This is a genomic window from Proteus penneri (assembly GCF_003144535.1).
GTDB lineage: Bacteria > Pseudomonadota > Gammaproteobacteria > Enterobacterales > Enterobacteriaceae > Proteus > Proteus penneri.
Window position 1 is genome coordinate 20,696 of record NZ_PHFJ01000005.1, and the last position, 20,787, is coordinate 41,482.

Annotated in this window: 15 protein-coding genes and 1 tRNA gene; 4 read left to right on the top strand and 12 right to left on the bottom strand. The window is 37.1% G+C overall.

Annotated elements, in window-relative coordinates; all coding sequences use genetic code 11:
* Positions 1–261 precede the first annotated feature (261 nt).
* The 3 genes from CUB63_RS08000 to dnaQ form a co-directional block, all read right to left on the bottom strand.
* On the bottom strand, positions 262–1,485 hold the full coding sequence (locus tag CUB63_RS08000; protein ID WP_109847836.1) for a hypothetical protein: 1,224 nt from the start codon (positions 1,483–1,485) through the stop codon (positions 262–264).
* A 1,044-nt stretch (positions 1,486–2,529) separates the two neighbouring features.
* Positions 2,530–2,606, bottom strand: a tRNA-Asp gene (locus CUB63_RS08005).
* Positions 2,607–2,729: 123 nt separating this feature from the next.
* Positions 2,730–3,482: a DNA polymerase III subunit epsilon gene (dnaQ, locus tag CUB63_RS08010; RefSeq protein ID WP_006534924.1), complete on the bottom strand. Its 753-nt coding sequence runs from the start codon at positions 3,480–3,482 to the stop codon at positions 2,730–2,732.
* Positions 3,483–3,547: 65 nt separating this feature from the next.
* Between dnaQ and rnhA the strand changes: the two genes are divergently transcribed.
* Positions 3,548–4,033 carry a ribonuclease HI gene (gene rnhA / locus CUB63_RS08015; RefSeq protein WP_072063582.1) on the top strand — a complete coding sequence of 162 codons (486 nt, stop codon included), beginning with the start codon at positions 3,548–3,550 and terminating at the stop codon, positions 4,031–4,033.
* 6 nt (positions 4,034–4,039) lie between these two features.
* Here rnhA and CUB63_RS08020 read toward each other — a convergent pair whose 3' ends face one another.
* Positions 4,040–4,756: a methyltransferase domain-containing protein gene (locus CUB63_RS08020; RefSeq protein ID WP_006534926.1), complete on the bottom strand. Its 717-nt coding sequence runs from the start codon at positions 4,754–4,756 to the stop codon at positions 4,040–4,042.
* A gap of 38 nt (positions 4,757–4,794) precedes the next feature.
* Between CUB63_RS08020 and gloB the strand changes: the two genes are divergently transcribed.
* Complete coding sequence (gloB, locus tag CUB63_RS08025) at positions 4,795–5,550, top strand: hydroxyacylglutathione hydrolase (protein WP_109399233.1); 756 nt, start codon at positions 4,795–4,797, stop codon at positions 5,548–5,550.
* Between the two features lie 75 nt (positions 5,551–5,625).
* Positions 5,626–6,960 carry a murein transglycosylase D gene (gene mltD, locus CUB63_RS08030; RefSeq protein WP_109847837.1) on the top strand — a complete coding sequence of 445 codons (1,335 nt, stop codon included), beginning with the start codon at positions 5,626–5,628 and terminating at the stop codon, positions 6,958–6,960.
* Between the two features lie 234 nt (positions 6,961–7,194).
* Here mltD and CUB63_RS08035 read toward each other — a convergent pair whose 3' ends face one another.
* From CUB63_RS08035 to mazG, 4 genes are all read right to left on the bottom strand, one after another.
* Positions 7,195–8,577: an SLC13 family permease gene (locus CUB63_RS08035; RefSeq protein WP_109847838.1), complete on the bottom strand. Its 1,383-nt coding sequence runs from the start codon at positions 8,575–8,577 to the stop codon at positions 7,195–7,197.
* 321 nt (positions 8,578–8,898) lie between these two features.
* Positions 8,899–10,200, bottom strand: coding sequence for a phosphopyruvate hydratase (gene eno, locus CUB63_RS08040; RefSeq protein ID WP_036911952.1), 1,302 nt, complete (start codon positions 10,198–10,200; stop codon positions 8,899–8,901).
* 62 nt (positions 10,201–10,262) lie between these two features.
* A complete protein-coding gene (gene pyrG / locus CUB63_RS08045; protein WP_109847839.1) occupies positions 10,263–11,900 on the bottom strand; it encodes a glutamine hydrolyzing CTP synthase in 1,638 nt (545 codons plus the stop codon).
* Between the two features lie 510 nt (positions 11,901–12,410).
* Positions 12,411–13,208: a nucleoside triphosphate pyrophosphohydrolase gene (gene mazG, locus CUB63_RS08050; RefSeq protein WP_109847840.1), complete on the bottom strand. Its 798-nt coding sequence runs from the start codon at positions 13,206–13,208 to the stop codon at positions 12,411–12,413.
* A gap of 243 nt (positions 13,209–13,451) precedes the next feature.
* Between mazG and CUB63_RS08055 the strand changes: the two genes are divergently transcribed.
* Entirely contained in the window at positions 13,452–14,726 is a 1,275-nt protein-coding gene (locus CUB63_RS08055; RefSeq protein ID WP_232240055.1) for a colicin-like pore-forming protein, read from the top strand.
* A 23-nt stretch (positions 14,727–14,749) separates the two neighbouring features.
* Here the strand turns inward: CUB63_RS08055 and CUB63_RS08060 are convergent, their stop codons facing one another.
* From CUB63_RS08060 to dgt, 4 genes are all read right to left on the bottom strand, one after another.
* The gene (locus tag CUB63_RS08060; RefSeq protein ID WP_109847841.1) at positions 14,750–15,088 is read right to left on the bottom strand and encodes a colicin E1 family microcin immunity protein; all 339 of its coding nucleotides are present in this window, start codon (positions 15,086–15,088) and stop codon (positions 14,750–14,752) included.
* Between the two features lie 149 nt (positions 15,089–15,237).
* The gene (relA, locus tag CUB63_RS08065; protein WP_006534939.1) at positions 15,238–17,475 is read right to left on the bottom strand and encodes a GTP diphosphokinase; all 2,238 of its coding nucleotides are present in this window, start codon (positions 17,473–17,475) and stop codon (positions 15,238–15,240) included.
* A gap of 71 nt (positions 17,476–17,546) precedes the next feature.
* Positions 17,547–18,872, bottom strand: coding sequence for a 23S rRNA (uracil(1939)-C(5))-methyltransferase RlmD (gene rlmD, locus CUB63_RS08070; RefSeq protein ID WP_006534940.1), 1,326 nt, complete (start codon positions 18,870–18,872; stop codon positions 17,547–17,549).
* Between the two features lie 389 nt (positions 18,873–19,261).
* Positions 19,262–20,770, bottom strand: a complete 1,509-nt coding sequence (gene dgt, locus CUB63_RS08075) for a dGTPase (protein ID WP_109847842.1) — start codon at positions 20,768–20,770, stop codon at positions 19,262–19,264.
* Positions 20,771–20,787: the final 17 nt, after the last annotated feature.

Consider the following 20,787-nt stretch of genomic DNA (forward strand, 5'->3'; position numbering starts at 1 on the left):
ATGGTTTTTATAAATTTTATTACAATAAAGAATATATTTTTCGTATTTTGACTTTCAATAAGCCTAAAGTTTCTTTTTTCTGTGTTAATTGAATATTTTTTTCCATTATTATTTTTGCAGAAAATAGTTTCAGAAAACAGCTTATTTAATAATACTCGAAAGTTTACAAAGCAAAAAACCCAGCATAAATGCCGGGGTTTAGTAATGAAAGGCATCCCTCCGAATTGGATTATCATTTCATGTGGTTATAACTAACCTTGTTCAGATATTTTTAAAGATAGGTATTTTTCTCACTTCTTTAAGGTAGGCAGTACCTTCAGTATTGCCAGTACCTGGCGAGGCGCCCAGCATTTTTACAGCAATACCGTAATGCGACTGCCTCCATATTTTCATGCCTAATCCAAACGACTCCATCGCTTGATGAAAATCATCTTTATACAAATTATCCTGAGGAATAAGATTAAAAACATCATCAATCGTCTCAGGGTTGCATAAAATCTCCTCGCTTACCTCCGGTACCGCTCGATAGGCTATTGAATTGAATCTTTCAGCATCAGGTCTACTACACAATGATTCAACTTTTTTATAACTGCGTGACTGGATTGCACTAGAACCTTCGGTATAGTCTCTGAACCTATGAAAGCCATCAACCCGCAACGTCGATAGCAATGGAAAAAGTGCTGCCATTTCATTCAATCGATTAGCACTGAGAAACAAGAGTTCAGTTGCTTGTTTCAGATCCGATTTAGCAAAGGCAATAACTTCCGTTAAACAAGAGGCCAGCCAATCAAACAATGTTTCAAAAGCCTGTAATATACGTAAAAAAATGTACTCATCATGATTAATATAAACGGGTATCATTGAGTATTCTAAGCGTAATTTTTCATTATCAGATAAGCGTAAAAACACAGCGGAACAAATTGTGTCGCAGATCGCTATCATATCCCGCTCATTATTTTCCCACTGTATATTCATTCGTTGATATACTTTTCCCATACACTTTATCAGTCGTCGGCAACGCATATTAACAAGTCGCTGATCTGGTGCCATTTCATAGAGCCAACTGCCATTATTACGCAATGCCTCTAGCTCAAAACGGATTAAATCCATAGTAATAATAGTCAGTTGCCAATCGATATAATCAGCACTATTTTCTGTGTAATTCTGCCAATGTAATAAATCCAGTGCTAGATAAGATCGGTAACTATAAGTGTCATCAAATTTATCCAAGACGACGTTAAGAAAACTTAACATCCAATCACCAGCGGAATTGCGGGCTAATTCATCTCGATATACTGCCAGTTGTTGTAATTTTTGGTGGGTAACAAAATGTTTTCCAACTTTATGAAATTCAGAAAGAATTTCTCTGGCATCACATCGATGACTATTATTCAATAGACTGTCTTCGGTGGTCACTCTATAACTCTTTTCACGTTTTGAATCAGCCCCATCAAGATGCTCTTGCTCTGATATTCTATCAACCATAGTTAGCTCCCGGCTCTTTGTTTCGATAAATCAGTAACTGTCCACAAAAAAATCTACGTCGGCTTGCTGTATAAAATAATGGATGGCGATCCTTAACACCTTATTACGCAAATTCCTCTTTGTTGCATAAATGTCAGGATTTCAAGTTGCTGGGCGAGTAGTTTTATATATTCCATCCCGCGCTTCACTAATACTGTTGCCTTCGCTACATGCCCAGCACTCAATTCACTTGCTGCTTCAGCTAACTCTTCATTTTGTTGAAGATTCAACCATCGCTATGTGGATTGATGTATAACCTGAAAGAAAAATTCATTAGAAATATGAATGTATTTATACAATATAACAGTCATTAAAACCAACAATAATTTAACGTTGAACCAACAACCCTAACTGTAAAAAGACATATTTACTGGAATTACATAAACAAAATCAATCAAGTTAAAAGAAAAATAATTTTATTATATAGGTTGAAAATCCTTTAAATTAATCCGCAAAAGAGTAATTAAAGCTAATTAAAAGTGATAATTTGCATTATTATAGTCTTTTAGTTCACTTTGTTATTATGATTTATTTTATTATTCTAATTGCTTTAATTATTTTAACGGTAATTTTTCGAAGGGTAACAATTAAAGATACCCCGTCATCAATCACAAGTCCGAGAAGCATATACATAAAATATATTTATATTTTTAATTGAGGCAATGTTAAAATCTGTTTTATTGGTTTCCAGTAATTATTTATATATTCAATTAAACGGCTATTCGGGTCTAATAAACAGGGTGTTACTGGCTAGCTGGGGCTAGTTTGGATATCAACGGGGATCAGTACTGGAGTTGCCCGCTTAATGGTAGGAGAAAGCCTTGTGTTCTTATGTTTAGCCCAAAGAGTTCAATGTATATGAACACACATTACAGCGTGATTTACGTGAACATTTGGCTTATTTACGGGTAGAAGGTCGGAAAAGTGGCATACTGCAGGTATGGCATAATGATAAAACCTCAATAGCAAAAACGCCATGCTAATAAATAGCATGGCGTCATAATTTGGCGGAACGGACGGGACTCGAACCCGCGCCCCCCTGCGTGACAGGCAGGTATTCTAACCAACTGAACTACCGCTCCGCGTATCCTTTTGGACGAGGTGAATATTACGAATCTCTTGCCTTGTCGTCAACTGTTTTTCTAACAAAAAGATGCATTTGGATAGTTTTTAATCTCAGTTAACCATTTCTGCATTTTTTATCTTCAAACAGCCTCATCATTTGATGCTGGACGCCACAAACAATGCCCACCTTTTTTCTCAACTAAATCTAATCGAGACTCATGCTCAGCAAGTTCTTCTGCGGTTGCTCTTATTACTCTTAATCCTGAAACAGGGCGCTCGATACGCTGGATATCATTTTGCTCTTGCTCGTTATTTGATTCACCTTCCATTGAAAATGCTAATGCTGTTTGTCCACCGGTCATTGCCAAATAGACATCAGAAAGTATTTCAGCATCCAATAACGCGCCGTGAAGAGTACGTTTAGAGTTATCTATTAAGTATCTATCACATAAGGCATCAAGGTTATTTCGCTTACCGGGAAATAATGCTCTTGCCATTGCAAGGCTATCGGTAATTTGGCAGAACGTTTCAGTAGGCGGAATATCACGGTTAAGTTTTCTAAACTCATAATCCATAAAGCCAATATCGAACGATGCGTTATGAATGATCAGCTCTGCGCCACGAATATACTCTAAAAACTCGTCAGCGATATCAGCAAAAGAAGGACAATCTTCTAAAAACTCATCACTAATACCATGAACTTCAAACGCTTCAGGATCAACTAATCTTTCGGGCTTAATATAAACATGGAAATTTCGCCCTGTTAATCGACGATTGATAACCTCTACAGCACCAATTTCAATGATATTATGACCTTCATAATGAACGCCCAGCTTATTCATACCAGTAGTTTCGGTATCAAGTACAATTTGTCGTGTGATTGGAGTGCTCATAATCCGTTTTTATGTCAGACTTAGGGTTAGTTTTTCGTATTAATCAAAAAGGATAAGTCGCCTTTATGCACAAGCAGGTAGAAATATTCACCGATGGTTCATGCTTAGGCAACCCTGGCCCTGGTGGTTATGGCGCTATTTTACGCTATCAACAACATGAAAAAACCCTAAGTGAAGGTTTTTTTATGACCACCAATAACCGAATGGAACTTCTTGCCGCTATCGTAGCATTAGAAACATTAAAATTCCCTTGTAAAATCACACTGACAACAGATAGCCAATATGTCAGACAGGGTATTACACAGTGGATCCATAGCTGGAAAAAGCGCCAGTGGCGTAAAGCAGACAAAAGCCCTGTGCTTAATGTCGATTTATGGAAACGCTTAGATAGTGCTATTACTCGTCATGAAATTGAATGGCATTGGGTAAAAGGCCATGCAGGTCATGATGAAAATGAACGTTGTGATGAATTAGCAAGAACGGCGGCTCAATCACCTACACAAGAAGACACAGGTTATATCGAAAGCCAAAAAGATAAAACCACAGATTAGTAAGCATTATGGCTCTGGATGATTACGTGTAGCGCCTAAAACTCGACCTTTTACACTCATGCGTGGCAATACAAATTTCAAGGCTGTGGGTGTTAAAGGAAGCGTTCTTTTACGTGCAATGATTAGATTTAAACAGCCACCGATGTGATAGCGGCTGCCATCACATTTTATTGGTCTTGAAAATGGCATAATCTGGAAATTCTGTTGTGTCATCACTTCGTAATTTAGCACACTTAGCCAATCAATTTGGCGTCGAAGTGAAAACATACGACTTGAATAAGGCTGCCTTTGTCGTAAAAAAGGCGTGCATTTACCCAATCCTAATAAACTCATAGGGTTAAAGCTCGTTAATACTATCCAGCCATCATCAATTAAAACGCGATCTGCTTCTCGTAATAGCCAATGGGGATCTGCACTATAATCAAGCACATGCGCCATAAGACAAACATCAATCGATTTATTTTCAAAGGGTAAATAATCTAAAGAGGCGATAACATCTGCATTTATTTTATTAGATGTCACATTGACTTGATGTGAAACGATACTTAATTTGGTATCCAGTTCAGCACTGAGTTGACCGAGTTTTAATAAATGAAAGCCATACATTTTTGGCCACCAATTTTGTAAACGCAGTTCGATAGCCATGCGATAATATTCCCCCCATGGAATATCGCGCCAAGAATCTGGCATCATAATTGGTTTTGCTGAACGCGCTGCTTTCATCGTTTAACCCTTTATATTTTATAAGTAAGGTAACTTATATGGAGCTTATCAGAATTCCTGCTTTATCCGATAACTACATTTGGCTATTAAGTAATGAAAATAGTGAATGTGTGATTGTGGATCCGTCACAAGCCAAGCCTGTTATTGAAATGCTTTCACAACGCTCGCTAACACCTATCGCGATTTTATTAACCCACCATCATGATGATCATGTTGGTGGCGTTACTGAACTTGTAAAAAAATATCCTAACATTGACGTTTTTGGCCCACAAGAAACACAAAGTAAAGGGGCTGAAAATATTATTCATAATCAAGAGCGCATCATTGTTGGCACTTTCACTTTTAATGTGATTGGCACACCAGGCCATACATTAGGTCATGTTGCGTATTATTGTGAACCCTATTTATTTTGTGGCGATACACTTTTTTCTGGTGGTTGTGGTCGTTTATTCGAAGGTACCGCACAACAAATGTTTAGTTCATTACAAAGATTGAGCGCTTTACCTGATGACACATTAATTTGTTGTGCTCATGAATACACCCTATCAAATATGACCTTTGCACATCATATCATGCCAGAAAATGCACTTATTACCGATTATTTAGCCCAAGTTAGTGAAATGCGTAAAAATTTGCAACCTACTGTGCCAATAACACTGAAAAACGAAAAGAATATTAATCTTTTTTTGAAATCTGACGATATTGATTTGCAAAGGATTTTAGGTATAACCACTAATACATATGCTCCAATTAAGACATTTACAAAATTAAGAGAATTAAAAGACAACTTTTGATTTCTATTGATTGTTTTATTTTGGCACACTAAGTATCATTTGGTTCAAAAAACACACAGGATGAATTTTTATATTATGAAGACAAAAGCGATTTTGTTCTCCATATTGCTATTGGCGGGCTGCCAGCAATCTGAGAATATTAAACCTAATTTGTCTGCGATCACACCAACATCAACGAAAGGGACTTCAACTTCTCAACAACCTCAATATGATGTCAAAACCAATTTATGGGGTTATGTGATAAGTGAATTAAAAATGGATCTCCCTGAAAATGAAAGGATCTCGCAGCAAGAATTATATTTTTTAAATAATCCCAAACATATACAAAACGTTGCTTCTCGTGCTGAACCTTATATGTATTCGATTATTGATGAAATTGAAAAACGTGAATTACCGATGGAACTAGCTTTAGTTCCTGTGGTTGAAAGTGCGTTTAATCCCCATGTTACCTCTTCTGCAAATGCTGCTGGTTTATGGCAATTTGTTCCAATAACTGGTAATTACTATGGTTTAGCACAAAACCAATGGTATGACGGTCGTCGTGATGTCATGGCATCAACCAAAGCCGCACTTGATTTACTTGAACGCTTGTATGTAATGTTTGATAGTGATTGGGCACTTGCCCTTGCTGCTTATAACGCTGGTGAAGGCCGTGTTATGCAAGCAATAAAGGCAAATGAAAGTAAAAACCTACCCACAGACTATTGGTCACTCTCTTTACCTAAAGAAACAATGAATTATGTACCTAAAATTCTCGCTTTAAGTAAAGTTATCCGTGAAAACGAAGAAAACATTACTTTTCCTAAAAGTAACTATCGTGATAAAGCATTAGCTTCCATTGATGTCGGTGAACAAATCACATTAAATAAAGTTGCTGAATTAAGTCAGCTACCTATTAATACTGTGAAAGATTATAACCCAGGCTATAAACGTGGCATAACCGCACCTAATGGCCCTCATGTGATTATGTTGCCTCGCAATAAGCTTGATCAATTCCGTAACGCTTTTGAAGATGAAGCGGTATTAGAGACTATTCGTTTAGCTGTCGCCAAAACAAATCAGTCTATTAAGCAAGAAGGTGTTTATAAAGTTCGCTCTGGGGATTCATTTTACGCTATTGCTCGTCGCTACAATATGAGCATAAAAGACTTACAACGTATTAATGGATTAAATGCAAAAAGCACCCTATTAGTAGGACAAACATTAAAAATTCATAATGCGGGTAGTGCCAGTAATACCACGGTAACAAAACCGACAAAACCGTCTCCGAGTTATTACAAAGTTCGACAGGGAGATTCTTATTACAGCATCGCTCGTCGTCACGGTATTAACCTTAAATTATTAATGAGTTGGAACTCAGACATTAAAATGTTAAAACCGGGTACACAACTTACACTTTACACAAAATAATTAAGTTATTTTCTATTTTAAATAGCCATCAATGTTATGACATTTTTAGTCTTAATATTGATGGTTTTTTATAACCCATAAAAGTCATATCACCTCTTCTTTTTCTAGAGCGATCCTTATAATAACTAGGATGCCAATCCAAATAACAGATAAGAACAAGGCAATAAAAAAGCGCCCGATATCACTATCAAGCGCTCTATTTTTATCTCATCAAGATTAATTTAACGTATTCACTTATAACCAGAAGAACCAAGCAAACAGAGAGATAACTAAGATACACACTAAGTTCAGCACACCACCGACACGTACCATCTCAGTTTGTTTAATATAACCAGAACCAAAGACAATCGCATTTGGTGGGGTTGCAACAGGTAACATGAACGCACAAGATGCACCAATACCAATAATCATTGTCAACGCCATTACTGGCATACCTAACGCTTGTGCAACGGTTGCAAAGATAGGTACTAATAACGCAGCACTTGCTGTATTGCTGGTGAACTCTGTTAATACGATGATAAAGGTCGTTACTGCAAGGATGATCACAAACCAATGGCTATTACCAAAGGTATCTTTCATAAAGTCAGCCATAACCAAGCTTGCACCAGATGATTGTAAAATTGCGCTCAGTGTTAAACCACCACCAAACAGCATTAATACCCCCCACTCAGTGTTCTCTTGAATTTGGCTCCAACTTGCTACACCTGTTACACCGATTACAATTGCTGCACCAACCGCAATAACTGTATCTAAATCTTTTACACCACCAAAAGCACTGCTGATGAAAGAGCTAAAGATCCAGCAAAATACGGTAACTAAGAAGATAATCATGGTGATAACACGTTTGTTATTCCACTCTAACACTTCTAATTTCAGATCAAACTTATGTTTCAAGTTAGGACGCAGCATTAGGTACATTACAATAAACATGATAGGCAATAATACCAACATGATTGGAACACCATACTTCATCCACGTAATGAAATCTAAGTTCAGTTGAGCCGCAGCAATCGCATTCGGAGGGCTACCAACTAACGTACCTAAACCACCAATACTGGCACTATAAGCAACACCTAGTAATACGAAGACGAAAGTATTACGTTCTGAACGAATATCTAAGTTAGATAAAATACCTAATACTAAAGGCAGCATCATCGCAGCTGTTGCTGTGTTACTGATCCACATTGAAAGTAATGCAGTAACACCAAATAACAGCAATACAGCGATTGACAGTTTACCTTTTGCAATCATCAGCAAGCGGTTAGCAATTAAGCGATCAAGCCCTTGAATATGAAGTGCTGTCGCTAATGCAAAGCCACCGAAGAATAAGAAAATGATAGGATTTGCAAATGATTTTAATGACTCATTGGTATTCATTAGCCCAAGCACAACGGCTAAAATAGGTATAAATAATGCTGTTATCGTCACGTGAATAGCTTCTGTCAGCCATAACACACCCACAAACACCATTAATGCTAAACCTGCATTGGCCTTCGGATCACAAGGTAAAAATTCTAGCAAAAGTAGTAATAACACCACATCAATAGCCAGAATAATTAACCCTCGTTTGTTTATCGGACTAGACTTCGCCGATGGGGCTAAATTGGATGCGTCCATGATAATACTCCACATTAGCTGATATGAACATTGGATTCACTAAGCTTAAATTGTTAACGAAATAGGTTATATGTGAAATATAAAAACATTTCTCGTCCTTGAAAATGCGCAAAACTAATAATTGGGATCTCATCCACGAGAATTAACCAATTTATTAATAAAAGAGTAATAATTGAACACTATTTCCTCTTACACATCACACTTTTTTCAAAACGGTTAAAAATAAATATGCTATTTTTTCGGTAAAAAAATAAAAAAAAGAGGAGAACTCAATGTTTTCCCCTTTCAGATTAATAAATTTTTTTAATCAAAGGTGCCAGATTATGCTTGGCCTTTAACTTCTTTAAGACCGTTGAAAGGTGCTTTGTTACCTAATGCTTCTTCGATACGGATCAGTTGGTTATATTTAGCAACACGGTCAGAACGGCTCATAGAACCTGTTTTGATTTGACCTGCTGCTGTACCAACTGCTAAGTCAGCGATAGTTGCATCTTCAGTTTCACCAGAACGGTGAGAGATAACAGCAGTGTAGCCTGCATCTTTCGCCATTTTGATTGCAGCTAAAGTTTCTGTCAGTGAACCGATTTGGTTGAATTTGATCAGAATTGAGTTAGCAATACCTTTGTCGATACCTTCTTTCAGGATCTTAGTGTTAGTTACAAATAGGTCGTCACCAACCAATTGGATTTTGTCACCAAGAACTTTAGTTTGGTATGCAAAACCATCCCAATCAGATTCGTTTAAACCATCTTCGATAGAAACGATTGGGTATTGTTTAGTCAGTTCTTCTAAGTAATGAGTAAACTCTTGTGAAGTGAAGGTTTTGCCTTCGCCTTTCAGTTCGTAGTTACCTGTTTCATTGTTGTAGAACTCAGAAGCTGCACAGTCCATAGCCAGAGTAACGTCTTTACCTAAAACGTAACCTGCTTTTTCAACTGCTTCTTTGATAGCAGCCAATGCAGCAGCATTAGATTCTAAATTTGGTGCATAGCCACCTTCGTCACCTACTGCAGTGTTCATGCCTTTTGCTTTTAACACTTTTGCTAAGTGATGGAAGATTTCTGAACCCATACGCACTGCTTCTTTCAGAGTTGGTGCGCCAACTGGTTGGATCATGAATTCTTGGATATCAACGTTGTTATCTGCGTGCTCACCACCGTTGATGATGTTCATCATTGGCAGAGGCATAGAATATTGACCGTGAGTACCGTTCAGATCAGAAATGTGCTCATACAAAGGCATACCTTTTGCAGCTGCAGCCGCTTTTGCGTTTGCTAAAGAAACCGCTAGGATTGCGTTTGCACCAAAGTTTGATTTGTTTTCAGTACCATCTAAATCGATCATGATTTTATCGATGTTAGCTTGGTCTTTTGCATCTTGGCCAAGGATCGCTTTAGCGATTGGACCATTAACAGCAGCAACCGCTTTCAGAACACCTTTACCTAAGAAACGTGATTTATCGCCATCACGTAATTCTAAAGCTTCGCGAGAACCTGTTGATGCGCCTGATGGAGCCGCAGCCATACCAACAAAACCACCTTCTAAGTGAACTTCTGCTTCAACTGTTGGGTTGCCACGAGAATCAATAATTTCACGACCAAGTACTTTAACGATTTTGGACATTCGGTTTTCCTCTGTACAAGTTAAATTTCCGAGAAGAGATATTCTATCTCTTCTCATATATCCTATTTCAGCAGGCCTTTTTGGTTATCAAAGGCTGCTTTCACAAAGCCTGCAAATAACGGATGGCCGTCACGCGGCGTTGAGGTAAACTCTGGGTGGAACTGACAAGCAACAAACCAAGGATGGTTTGGATTTTCAATGATTTCCACCAGTTTGTTATCTACTGAACGACCTGCAATACGTAAACCCGCATCTTCGATACGTTTTAATAGTAGATTATTTACTTCATAACGGTGACGATGGCGTTCTGTAATGGTGTTTTTGCCATACAGTGTACGAACTAAGCTATCTCCACTTAAATGGCAAGGCTGAGCACCAAGTCGCATCGTACCACCTAAATCACTCTCTTCTGAACGCACTTCGACATTACCGTCTTCATCGCGCCATTCAGTAATTAACGCAATAACTGGATATTTGCAATCTGGTGCAAATTCAGTGGAGTTTGCGCCTTCCATTCCAGCAACATTACGTGCAAACTCAATCATAGCAACCTGCATACCTAAGCAAATGCCTAAGTAAGGGATTTTATTTTCACGTGCATATTGAGCAGCCATAATTTTGCCCTCGACACCACGTTCACCAAAACCACCTGGTACTAAGATTGCGTCTAACCCTTTAAGCATTTCTACGCCACGAGTTTCAACGTCTTGTGAATCAATTAGTTTGATATTTACAGCAACACGGCTTTTGAAACCACCATGTTTTAATGCTTCAATCACTGATTTATAGGCATCTGGTAATTCAACATATTTACCAACCATACCAATGGTCACTTCGCCTTCAGGATTAGCTTCTTCGTAAATAACTTGTTCCCACTCTGCAAGGTTTGCGACTGAGCAATCTAAGCTGAATCGTTTACAGATATAATCATCTAATCCCTGAGATTTCAATAGTGCAGGGATTTTATAAATGGAATCGACGTCTTTTAATGAAATAACCGCTTTCTCTGGTACATTACAGAACAGCGCAATCTTCGCGCGTTCATTAGCAGGGATAACGCGGTCTGAACGGCAAATCAACGCATCAGGCTGGATACCGATCGACAGTAATTCTTTTACAGAATGCTGAGTTGGTTTAGTTTTCACTTCACCAGAAGCGGCTAAATAAGGCACCAATGTTAAATGTAGATAGAATGTGTGCTCGCGGCCCACTTCTGCTGCCATTTGGCGAATCGCTTCTAAGAATGGTAAGGATTCGATATCACCAACTGTCCCGCCAACTTCAACTAAAACGACATCATGACCTTCACCGCCACGGATGATGCGTTCTTTGATTTCATTAGTGATATGAGGAATAACTTGAATTGTAGCCCCAAGATAGTCACCACGACGCTCTTTGCGTAGTACTTCCGAGTATACGCGACCTGTCGTGAAGTTATTACGACGAGTCATTTTCGTGCGAATAAAGCGCTCATAGTGTCCTAAGTCGAGATCAGTTTCAGCACCATCGTCAGTAACGAAGACTTCCCCGTGCTGAATTGGGCTCATAGTACCTGGATCGACGTTGATATACGGATCCAACTTCATCATGGTGACATTGAGTCCACGGGCTTCGAGTATAGCCGCCAGAGAGGCTGCGGCAATGCCTTTACCCAGAGAGGATACGACCCCGCCGGTCACAAAAATATAATTCGTTTTCATGCTGAACCTGAAAGTTTAGGTGTATTAGGATGATGGATATAACTGGACGGGAACACAGTATACCCGAACCTTATTTTCGCTACAAACATTCTTAGTAGTATAAAGTTCTTTTTCATCACGCCACTTATCCGTTTAAACACGAAAAAACAGTAAAAATTCAATTAACTAAACCCGTGAAAATATTTCACAAGCATTTTAGCTTAATCCTTTCAGCTAAGCTATCACTTTTAGAGAAGAGATGCTTTATTTTTTCACAATATTAAGTGTAGCAGGTTTATAGCGAGATCTTTTGCTTATGATCATACGTTTAATTTTTTTGAGATTAATCACACTTCTAATGTAATAGAATGCAAATGCAAAATTTTAAATCACCCAAAAACAAAAAAACGAAATTACATTTTATAATTTTGATTTTTAAATATTTTTATAAAAATAGCTGAAAAAACGAGATGTTACAGACTATTTTTATCGCACTTTATGTCACGTTGGTGTTAATTTGCGTGTCACAATTCACTCAACCGGTTGTCCTTTTGCTTTCTGCCAACAGATCTCCATCTCTTCCAATGAGGCATTTTCTATGCCAGTGCCTTTTTCTGAGAGCATTTTTTCAACAAAACGAAAGCGCTGTTCAAATTTTCGGCATGCTCGATTTAATGCTTGCTCGGGTTTTTGTTTTAAATGACGTGATAAATTCACCACAGAAAACAATAAATCACCTAACTCATCTTCAATTCGAGAGGCATCTTGAGGCTCTTTTTTCACCTCAGCTATCACTTCATCAATTTCTTCATAAACTTTACCCAAGACAGGCTCTAGTTCATTCCAATCGAACCCCACTGAAGCACAACGCTTTTGAATTTTTTCTGCTTTCATTAAGGCTGGTAAAGTAGCGGGAATATCATCTAATAATGAAAATTGTGCTTTTGCCTCACGCTCTTGAGCTTTAAGTTTTTCCCAACGATGTTTTTCTGTTGATAAATTGTTTTCGCTTTCAGAAGCAAAAATATGAGGGTGACGGCGTTCTAGCTTATTACTAATAGCTTCACAAACATCATTAAAATCAAATAACTTTTGCTCTTGCGCCATGCGTGAATAAAACACAACTTGATAAAGCAAATCGCCCAGCTCTTCTTTTAAATCAGCAAAATCTTTGCGTGTAATGGCATCTAATACTTCATAGGTTTCTTCTAATGTATAAGGTGCGATAGTGTCAAAAGTCTGCACTTTATCCCATTCGCACCCTGTTTCAGGATCACGTAGCTGTACCATAATTTCTAATAAACGAAAGATTTCACGATTTTCTGACATCATATTGCCTTTTAAATAAGAGTGAGCGTTATCCTGTTTAATACATTTTAGATAAAAAAATGCCGAGAACAGTTTTCTCGGCATCTTATCATTTCAAGCTCAAGATCTTAAAAATAACTTTTTTGAAAGAATAATGACATTTTAAATTGAACTATAAATTTGTTATTTACAAATATACTCCTCGCTATAAATCCACTTTTCAACATCATATAAATACGTCATTTTTATCAAAGGATTAATAAAATGGGTGAAAATATAATTCAATTTAGTTCATTAACTGTAACGCCACATAGTGCTTATATTCCTGAGTATGCTTTTAATAATGGTTTTTCTTTTAATCAAGCTACAAATATTATTTGTAATAATTTTATGCAGGATAAAAACCAAGAATGCCCTGTTTGCGGAAAGAAAAATTGTCCAGCGTTTAAAAATGAATGTAAATCTTACTTAAAACAGAAAACCGAGTTAGCATTAAAAAAAGCATTAATAATGCGACCTTATGGCCGTGCTTTAATGCATAGATCAAACGAGTTTAATAAAAGCTCTCCATTACTATTATTAAATATGGAAGAAAATAACATTCCATTAAATAATGAAAATATAGGTCGTATATTTGAAGCAGATCTGAATCTAAGTAGAATGTTTTACCAAAAAATGAACTATATAAATGGTTTTCTCTTTGATATTCATTTTAGTCCTCATCCAGATCCTATGTTACAAAATATAGGTGAAAAATTTGGGGAATATTCCCGCTGGTTACCCTCAGTTCGATTAGCCTTACATGCCTTATATGCGGATAAAGGTGCAGACAATATAAATAATTTCCCTGAGATGCAAAAATACATCAGAGAACAAGATTTTAAATCCGCATGCCAAGATTTCCATAATAATATGACGTTTACATATCGCAATTTCCAAATTGCTGATATTTTAGCTCAACAAGCCAATAAAAAAGAACAAATAGATAATGATTTTAATCAGTTACATGATTCAATAAAGTTTACGGCTGATTTTTATAAAGAAGTGTTTAATGCTTATGGTGATAAAGCAAGGAAATTAGCAGAGTCTTTAGCCCAACAAGCCAGAGGAAAAACCATCCGTAACGTTGATGATGCGCTAAAAGCTTACGAAAAATACAAAGTGGATATCAATAGAAGAATTAATGCCAAAGATCGTAAAGCTATTGCGACCGCATTGGAATCGATCAAAATCGATGATATAGCTCAAAAATTAAAAAAATTTAGTAAAGGTATGTTTTTTGTGAGTAAAGCTCTTGACGTCAAAGATCTATGGATAGAGTTAATTAAAGCAACAGAAACGGATGATTGGCGTCCATTTTTTGTTAAAGCAGAGACTATATTTGCAGGAATGGCGGTCACATCTGTAGCTGGATTTACATTTAGTGTACTTCTAGGAGGTCCTATAGGTATATTAGGATATGGATTGCTCATAGCTAGTATAGGAGCATTGATTAATAATGATTTAATCGAAAAAGCTAATAATTTAATTGGTATTTAATTAATAAATTAAAGGTTATTTATTTAGAGAAAAAACCTTTTCACTGACACAAATAATATAAAAATCATTGTAATTGGTATAGATAATAAAAACACTATAAAACTATATAAAGCTAAACCACCAGCTTTACCAGCTGTATCTAAAAATAATCCTCGATTCCAAAATTCTCTGGTAGTAAATTGAAGAAAAAAACATTCAATTCCCCATTTAGCTAACGGATATAATACAATACCAGCAATACTAATTAACAATATTAAACTTTCATATTTTAACTCATATTCTAAACAAGAGTATAAAAATAAAGCGCCAATAAACCATCCCCAACACATATTCTTAATATAATATTGTTTAGTTATCTTCATATTTATCTGCTAGATCCCTTTTATTTAAAACCATATTTACTTTAAATAAACCATAGCAATTTAATCACTAACTAAATATACAGTTTTTCTGATTTTTAGATAAAAAAATGCCGAGAACAATTGTCTCGGCATCTTATCATTTTAATGTTTTAGTGAGAAAAGCGTTTCGCCTCTATCACATCAGGCAGTTGATTAAGTTTTGCCAAAATACGACTTAATACTTGGAGATTATAAATCTCAATATTCATATCGATTGTCGCAATTTGTTGCTTCACATCACTGCGGCTACTCACACCAAGTACATTCACTTTCTCATTGGCTAGAATAGTGGTGATATCGCGTAATAACCCACTACGATCATTCGCGACAACACGTACTACCAATGAATAACCGCTGGAATAATTCTCTCCCCATACTGCATCAACAATACGCTCTGGCGCATGAGAAAGTAATTCAGCAAGTTGTTCACAATCTGCTCGGTGAATCGAAATACCTCGACCTTTAGTAATAAAACCAACAATATTATCACCCGGAATAGGCTGGCAACAGCGCGCAATATGATGCATTAAATTACCAACACCCTCAACGACAATACTACTCCCTGAGCCAGTGGTTCTTGGTGCTGGCGTTTTGCTTTCGAGTGTCCGCAGTGCCTCTTTATCTTCATCTTCTGCAGTGGCTTTATTTAATTTACTTTGAATAAAGTTCACTAATTGATTAATTCGGATATCACCGACACCAATCCCAGCTAATACTTCATCAACACTATGCACGTTATAACGTGCAATCAGCAGTTTTTCTGCTTCTTTCATGTTGATATCCATATGCGCCAATTCGTTATCTAAAATCTGACGCCCTGCAAGAATATTTTTATCGCGATCTTGCTTACGGAACCAATTGTGAATTTTCGCACGTCCACGACTTGTCGTGACATAACCTAAATTAGGATTTAACCAATCACGACTCGGATTAGGATGTTTTTGCGTGATGATTTCAATTTGATCGCCCATCTGTAGCTGATAGCTAAAGGGCACAATGCGCCCGCCAATTTTCGCTCCAATGCAGCGGTGCCCCACATCACTATGAATATGATACGCAAAATCAAGCGGTGTTGAGCCAGCAGGTAAATCAACGACATCACCTTTTGGTGTAAAGACATACACTCGATCATCAAAAACCTGACTACGGACTTCATCCAACATTTCGCCAGAATCCGCCATCTCTTCTTGCCACGCAATCAGTTTACGTAGCCATGCAATACGGTTTTCATAACTTCCTGTACCGCCTTTCGTCGCAGCACCTGTAGCACCTTCTTTATATTTCCAGTGCGCAGCCACACCCAACTCTGCATCTTCATGCATTTGGCGAGTACGAATTTGGATTTCAACTGTTTTACCTTCAGGCCCTAATACAACAGTATGAATAGATTGATAACCATTAGGCTTTGGATTTGCCACATAATCATCAAATTCATCAGGTAAATGGCGGAAATGCGTATGCACAATTCCCAATGCGGCATAACAGTCTTGAAGACGTTCAACGACTATACGAACAGCCCTCACATCGAATAATTCATCAAATGCGAGGTTCTTTTTCTTCATTTTACGCCAAATACTGTAGATATGTTTGGGACGCCCATAGATATCTACATCAACATTCTCTTCTTTCATATAACCACGTACTGTACTGACAAAATTATCAATATACTGTTCGCGATCGATACGGCGCTCATGAAGCAAGCTTGCTATTTTTTTGTATTCATCAGGATGAAGATAGCGGAAACAAAAATCTTCTAATTCCCATTTTAATTGACCAATACCCAATCGGTTGGCTAACGGCGCATAAATATTAAAACACTCTTTAGCGGCCAGTACGCGCTCATCTTCTGTGGCATCTTTTACTTCGCGTAAATGGGCTATACGCTCTGATAGTTTAATGACTACACAACGGAAATCTTCTACCATAGATAACAACATACGACGTACGTTATCTACCTGAATGGAGCTTGTTTCATTGGTATGTGTCGCTTTTAATTGGCGTATGGCGTCCATCTCCATAACACCACGCACTAAACTCCAAATAGCATCACCAAAGTGTTCAGTGACAATTTCCTGACCAATAAGATTTTCTTCAGCAAGAGGGAAAAGAAGCGCTGCCCTCATGCTGTCTTTATCCATGCTGAGTGTCGAAAGAAGCTCAACCATTTCAACACCACGCCACAATAGCCGTTCAGCATCTTCACGCCCTTGAACAGTACGATGGCAGTATTCCCAGGTTTGCATGATTTCACTACCCGCATTGGTATGAGTTAAGTTCAAGCTGTTAACCCATTTATCAACAGCAAACTCTCCCGCAGGTGTTAAGTGAGCACTTCTTACTGCAACCATATTCTCTCCCTACACGGTATAAATCTTATTTGCGACTTATTTACTGGCTAACTGTTTATTATCGACTCAAATTATTTTCGACTAAACTGTGCCATTGATTCCAAATGACCCGTTTGTGGAAACATATCCAACATTTTTAAACCGGTTAGCTGATATCCAGAATCTAATAATATCTTACTATCTCTGGCTAACGTGGTCGGATTACAGGAGACATACACGATTTTTTCTGCAGATAACTTCACTATGTGTGACATTACCTCCAACGCCCCTGCTCTTGCCGGATCTAACAACACTTTGTTAAACCCTTCTTTCGACCATGACATCGCAGAAAAATCAGCCGATAAATCTGCATGCCAAAAATGCGCATTACCTAGTTGGTTTAGTTTTGCATTCTTTTTCGCCATTTCAACCAGTGCAGGTACACCTTCTATACCCACTACTTCACTGACGCGTTTTGCAATAGGTAAAGTAAAGTTACCCATACCACAAAACAGATCTAATACGCGATCTTCTGGCGATAAATCAAGCCATTCAATAGCTTGAGCGACCATCTGAGAATTTATTTCATCATTTACTTGAATAAAATCAGTGGGTGCAAAACGTAAATTTAGACCTTCTATTTGATAGAAGGGTTCCTGCTCAATTGAAGTTAATCGTGCTATCTCGCTATTACCACCTGCAAGATACATCGTAACTTGATAAGTTTGAGAGAAATCACGCAAACTCTGTTTATCATGCTCAGACAATGGCGATAAATGACGTAAAATAACTGATGGCCCATTATCAGCAAGCACCATTTCAACATGCCCTAAATCACGTGCTGATGTTAATTTGTTAAGGCATGTCCAAAGAGGAGACAATAAATCATTTAATTGAGGTTTTAACACTGGACATTTTTTTATCATCACCAAATCGTTAGAACGCTCTTGGCGAAAGCCCATCACCAACCCTTTTTCAGATTGATAGCGCAATCCTAATCTTGCTCTACGGCGGTAACCATATTCGGCACCTGCAATAACAGGCTCAGCTGAAATAATCACACCGGTTTCACGTTTAATAAGGTGCGATAACACACTGGCTTTTGTTGTACGTTGCAGCGCAATAGGGACATGTTGCTGCTGACAACCACCACAACGCTCATAATATTCACAATGCGGTTTTATGCGCTGTTCACTGGTCGTTAAACGCTTAATAACTTCGCCTTTAGCAAACTGGCGCTTTTCTTCTGTTAAACGAATACGAGCAGTTTCTTGTGGGAGTAGTCCTTTTACAAAAATTGTTTTGCCCTCAGCATGAGCAATACCTTGACCATTTGCATCCAATGCACTGGCGGTCACTTCCAGAATCATCGCCTGTTTTTTCGCAGGACGTTTTTTAGGGGAATAAAACTGCACCATAGTATTAAATTAAGTATCAATGATGGATTAACAGTGAAATGACATCGTTTTAGAATACGCTGTATGCTTTTCAGCGTGACATGAATGACTATGCATTTCAGAAGAAAACATAAAGAGAGTATAACATCGAACAAGTTATTTACTTAACTGATATAAGCAATATTTTTGTTAATTTGATAAATATTTTAATGATAACAACCTAAGGCCCTCGATTTATGAATTTTATATTGTTCTATAACTAACAAATATTATATATAACTCTTATATTGAATATACTTACAATTAATAACATCTATTTTCTGTTATTTTAATAAATTTTTATTATCACTAAGAAAAGTCTAAAATTTATAATCAATCAATTAGATAGCGTTTTTCTTAATGATTACAAATCAATCACAAACCATTAATTTTCTATATTCTTCATAAGCATAATGATCCGTCATTCCACTGATATAATCTTGAATTAATCTTGTGCGATAATAAAACTCTAAAACTTTTCCTTTTTCAGTATTTATATCATTTAGCTTTTCTAACATTTCGTTATAAGCCAGTTTATGTTTCACAGAAAGCTTATGATATAAACGCGTCTCAATAACATATTGAGGATGTTCGTTATATTTATGCAATCTTAAAAAATCTTCTGTTGATAATAAAAGCAAAGGCTTATAGATATCAAGTAATCCACTAATCACGCGATATCCTTTCATTTCAAGTTGTTCAACTTCAGGGTGGCTAAACACCCATTTTTTAGCCACACTTTTTAATGTTGTTAATAAACGGTGTTCAGCACTTTCCCCTTCCAATAAAGCGTGGTTAAAACTCCCTTCATAAACTTGAGGAAGATTTTTTATAAAACGGTACGCAGTATAAGGGACTAATTTTCCTGTAATATAAACCCGTAAATACATAAAAAACTGATCTTGCATACTGCGTTTGGCTTCGTTTTGATCAACTTTTTTATAAGCCCGATTAACTGTAATATCGAATAAATCGCCTTCAGTTACATCACCACTTTCACGCCAAGCATCTCGTAAAAGCTGAACAAGACGGTTGATATCAAAAATCCCCTTTTCTACTGCATCATCTAAATCCGCAATACAATAAGAGATGTCGTCAGCAGCTTCCATAATATATGTGAGAGGAAAGCGACAAAATTCACCCATATCTAATTTTTGTTGTACTTCTTTTACGAAAGCTAATTCAGACCAGTAATACCCTGGTTTTTTCATTAAATAGCTATATTCTTTGGGGATCTCTCCTTGCCAATAAGCAGGACGAGTATATTTTAATACACATCCAATTTGCGCATAGGTTAAATTCAATTTAAGCAGATGATGCGCCATTCGAATAGCTTGAGCATTGCCTTCAAATTGGCATAAATCTTGGCGTAAAGTTTGTCGCAATTCATTTAATTGCACTTTAGCTGAATACTGCATAGGGATAAATGGGCAACTGTCGAATTCAGCCGTCGCCTCTGGTGATAATACTTTGTGAAACCAATGCTTAATCGCTGCTTCACCAAAATGACCAAAAGGTGGATTACCAATATCATGCATTAAACACGCCATCTCAATTAAACTTTCAAGGCTATCAATACGCTCATTTAAGCCATACGCTTCAAGCTTATTTTGTTTTTTTAACTCACCAATAATTTGCTTAGCGATATAACGCCCTATTTGTTGAACTTCTAGAGAATGAGTAAGGCGACTGCGTACTGCGGAATTTGTCTCTAAAGGAAAGACTTGTGTTTTTTGTTGTAAACGACGAATAGCAGCTGAGTTAATAATACGTCCTCGATCACTTTCAAATTGTCGAGAAACCTGTGTTTCATCATTAATATCGATGTCACTGCTGTTATATTTGCGTTGATAATTTAACTTCAGCTTAAAATCGATCATTCCTATCCTCTTTCTGG